Origin of the sequence: Stieleria sp., from assembly GCF_041595215.1 — a bacterium.
GTDB lineage: Bacteria > Planctomycetota > Planctomycetia > Pirellulales > Pirellulaceae > Stieleria > Stieleria magnilauensis.
On sequence record NZ_JBFHKV010000797.1, the window covers coordinates 1 to 4,161 of the forward strand.

The window sequence follows — 4,161 nt, forward strand, 5'->3', positions numbered from 1 at the left end:
CCGCGGAAGTCTTCAGTGCGAGCGTGGTCCAGAGCGTGGGACGCGGACAATTGGATGGGGAAACCCTTCCGCTCGATGCGACGACCGACGCACTGGGAATCACCGTCAGCCTGTGGTCGGTCGGCATCGCGGGGATGTTGCTGTGCCTGTCGGCGTGTGTGTCCGGATGGAGGATGACGCCGTTTGCGGTCGTCGCGACGATTGTGATTTTGTTCGGTGCCAAACTGGGGCTGCCGGGTGTCGGTCCGGCGCACGCCTGGATGGTGGCCGCGGCGGTCGGTCTGGTGATCTATTTGCCCGGAGTGTTGTACGGCGAGTCGAAGTCGTAGGCTGGATGTCGTCGAATGGGCTGGGTGTTGTCGGTCAGCCGTCGGCATGCACAGCATGCCCTACGGTTTGGCATGCACAGCATGCCCTACGTGGCGGAACGTAAATTCATTATGTTCATCGAAATCCACTCAAACCACTCTCACTCCGCGGAGAATTGCAGATGGCAGAATTTGAATACCAAGACGTTGCCAAAATGATTGACCATTCCTTGCTCAATCCCACGCTCACCACCGACGACTTGGAAGCCGGCATCCAGCTGGCGCTCGCCTATGATGTCGCAAGTGTCTGTATCATGCCGTACTACATGAAAAACTGTGCCGAACGGCTGGCCGGCAGCACGGTCAAGGCGTCGACGACGATCGGGTTTCCCCACGGCGGACACACGACGGTGATCAAGCGTGCCGAAGCGGAACAAGCCATCGCCGACGGCTGCGAAGAATTGGACATGGTCGTCAATATTTCCAAGGTCCTCAGCGGTGATTGGGACTACGTGCGAAACGAGATTGCCGAGATCGTGGAGATCGCCCACAACGCCGGTCAAAAGGTGAAGGTGATCTTCGAAAACTCTTATCTCAACAACGAGCAAAAAATCCGCCTGTGTGAAATTTGCACTGAGGTGAACGCCGACTGGGTCAAGACATCCACCGGTTACGGCAGCGGCGGCGCGACGCAAGAGGACTTGAAGCTGATGCGCGAGCATTCCGGCGACCAGGTGCAAGTCAAAGCGGCCGGTGGCGTCCGTGATCTGGATACCCTGCTGGCCGTCCGCGCGATCGGGGTGACTCGCTGTGGTGCCAGCCGAACCGCCGAAATCCTCGGCGAAGCCCGCAAACGATTGGGCTTGCCCGAGATCGAAGCGACCGCGTCGGACAACTCGGGGTATTAGCAGCCAAGAGGATCCTGGGGCGGCGCAACCATCGCAAAGACTCGGTTCGCTAGCCCCGGGCTATGGAGATGCAGGCCCTCCCGGTGAAGCGAGTCTCCAGCCGGATGCGCTCCGGCGAGAACCGGCTGATAGAATAGGGCGGTCGTTGATCCCGCCGTATTCGTCCAGCCGCCTCTGTCCAGCCCTCGAAATCTTATGTACCGCTTCGTTGCACTGTTTCTCGCTTGCTCTACCGTTGCCGCTGCCGTCGAGCCGCCGCGATTGTTGGATCCCGATCTGCAGATTGAATTGATTGCGTCCGAACCGGATCTGGTGACGCCGACCGGTTGTTGCTTCGATGACGACGGCTCGTTGCTGGTGATCGAGTGTCACACGCACTTTCCGCCGGACGATTACGTCGGTCCCAAAACCGATCGCATCTACCGGTTTGATGACAGTGACGGGGATGGCGTGCTGGATCGACAATCGCTGTTCTACGAAGGTGGGATCGCGACGATGAACATCGTCAGTCTCGGCGACGGATCGTTTGCCGTCGCGACGCGGAGCGACGTCGTGCGGCTGCGGGATACCGACGGGGACAAGGTGGCCGATGAACGCACCGTCTTGTTGTCCCACAACACCGCCGCGGTGTATCCCCACAACGGACTGGCCGGATTGACGATGGGGCCGGACGGTTGGCTGTACGTCGGGCAAGGTGAAAATTTTGGCGAACCCTATGAGTTGGTCGGAACGGACGGATCCAAACAGATCGGCGGCGGGGAAGGCGGTAACGTGTTCCGTTGCAAAACGGACGGCAGCGATGTTCAGCGTGTGGCTACCGGATTCTGGAATCCCTTCGGATTGTGCTTCGATTCCGCACGGCGACTTTGGGGCGTCGGAAACGACCCCGATGCGATGCCGCCGAATCGTTTGATGCACATCGTCCCCGGCGGTGATTATGGATTCCAGTTTCGATTTGGCCGAGCCGGCGTTCATCCGCTGCAGGCCTGGGACGGTGAATTTCCCGGCACCTTGCCGATGACGGCCGGGACCGGTGAGGCCGCGTGTGCCGTCGCCGTGCACGGGCAACACCTGTGGGTGACCAGTTGGGGCGACAATCGCATCGAACGCCACAGCCTGGTCCAACGCGGTGCGACGTGGGGGACGACCGTCGAGACGGTCGTCCAAGGGGATGCCAATTTTCGTCCGGTCGCGATGGCGGTCGCCGCTGACGGCGCAGTCTACGTGACCGACTGGGTGGATCGAAGTTATCCGGTTCACCGAAAAGGACGTTTGTGGCGGGTGGTCCAGAAAACGGCCGAAGCAAGCGCGACCGACGACGACGTGCCTGCACTGACCGCCCCCGAGAAACACGTCGACGTATTACGTGAAGACGGCTCGCTCGCAATCGATCGCAGATTGCAGGGGCTCGACAGCCCCGATCCGTTTGTCCGTCAGGCCGCCACGTTCGGGCTGGTGCAAACGGACCAATTGATGTCGATGGGACGTGAGCAGGCGACGACCGCAGACCAGCGTGTCGGGTTGCTGACCGCGTGGCGCTGGAAGGAAATGGTCGACCCGAGCTGTCTGTCCGCTGATGAACGTCGCGTTCTGATTGAGTGGGGATTGGGGGATCAGTCCGAAGCCGTGCGGTTGGCGGCGATTCGCTGGGCGACCGAACGCGACTGCAAGGATCAACTTGCGGCGATCAAAGGTTTGCTGCAACGCCCCGAGATCTCGCCACGCCTGTTTTCAGCGGTGATCGCATCGATTGCGTATTTGGAAACCGGTTCGGCGTCGGGACGAAGTCGTGATCCGGCGATCGAAAAACTGTTGATCGAATTTGCCGGCAATTCGAACGCGTCGCCCAAGTTACGCGCGATGGCGATCCGTCGCATCCCCGAACTCTCCGAGACGCCGACCGACCAACAACTTCGCCAATGGCTCGACGAACAGCCCGACCGTGATTTTGCCAAGGAAGTCGTCCGCCTGTTAGCCGCCCGCGGTGGCAAGGCAGCGCTCGATCAACTCGCCGCGATTGCCGCTGAAGAACGATTCGACTTGCAAACCCGAGCCGACGCGTTGGCGGGGTTGTCACGCAACGCCGATGCGTACGCCACGCTGATCAATCGTGCTTCGCTGCCCAAACAGCCCGACACGTTGCGGGTGGAGGCACGGCGCATGCAGAAGCGGAATTGGGGGGCCGACGAATCACGTCCGGACAAAGACGACGTGGAGGCGTGGATGGCGTTGATCGCCGACCAAGGCGATGTCGATGCGGGACGTCGCGTCTTTTTTCGCACCACGTGCGTGAACTGTCATCGGCACAGTGGGCGTGGTGCCCAGACCGGACCCGACTTGACGACGTTATCGGGCAACTTGACGAAAAAACGCGTGTTGGATTCCATCCTGCATCCCAGCAAAGAAGTCGGGCCGCTGTATGTGCCCTGGAAGATCTTGACGACCGATGGGAACGTATTGACGGGGTTGAAATTGGATCGTGCCGGAGCCGGCAATAGCATGCGGTTTCAAGGTGCCGACGGAGAGGTTTTTGAGGTCCCGCTGGCCGAGGTTCAGCAGCAAGAACCGGTCGATCAATCGATCATGCCGACCGGATTGGAGGGCACAATGAGCCTCGGCGAACTCCGCGATTTGATCGCATTTTTGATCGGCGAGTGAGCGTTGTGTGGGATGCGTCTGAAGGCCGGATGCCAGCGCATGTTGGTGTGCAGGCTTTAGCCGCGCGTCTTGCTGCTTCGCAGCGCGTGAGGAATCGCCTAAAGGCTAAACACCAACGAGTGCTGGTGTGCAGGCTTTAGCCGCTCGTTTCGCTGCTTGGGACGTCGTTTGTATTACTGACGAATTACTCGCCGTACCGCGTTGTGGGAACGACTCGCGAGCGGCAACCGCTCCTGCGGCCCGCACGCCAGCGGCGTGCCACATCAAAGCTTGGGGTCGCGCCCGCG

The 4,161-nt window shown here is 60.5% G+C and carries 3 protein-coding genes; all 3 read left to right on the top strand.

What is annotated here, in order from left to right; genetic code table 11:
* A partial coding sequence (locus tag ABX749_RS24305) for a hypothetical protein (RefSeq protein ID WP_372898272.1) occupies positions 1–329 on the top strand: 329 nt, incomplete at its 5' end.
* Between the two features lie 161 nt (positions 330–490).
* Complete coding sequence (deoC, locus tag ABX749_RS24310; protein WP_372898273.1) at positions 491–1,216, top strand: deoxyribose-phosphate aldolase; 726 nt, start codon at positions 491–493, stop codon at positions 1,214–1,216.
* Between the two features lie 195 nt (positions 1,217–1,411).
* The gene (locus ABX749_RS24315) at positions 1,412–3,874 is read left to right on the top strand and encodes a PVC-type heme-binding CxxCH protein (RefSeq protein ID WP_372898274.1); all 2,463 of its coding nucleotides are present in this window, start codon (positions 1,412–1,414) and stop codon (positions 3,872–3,874) included.
* Positions 3,875–4,161: the final 287 nt, after the last annotated feature.

Bases quoted from the DNA above. Each gene is read 5' to 3' on its own strand.
- deoC (WP_372898273.1), top strand. From the start codon at position 491: ATGGCAGAATTTGAATACCAAGACGTTGCCAAAATGATTGACCATTCC.
- ABX749_RS24315 (WP_372898274.1), top strand. From the start codon at position 1,412: ATGTACCGCTTCGTTGCACTGTTTCTCGCTTGCTCTACCGTTGCCGCT.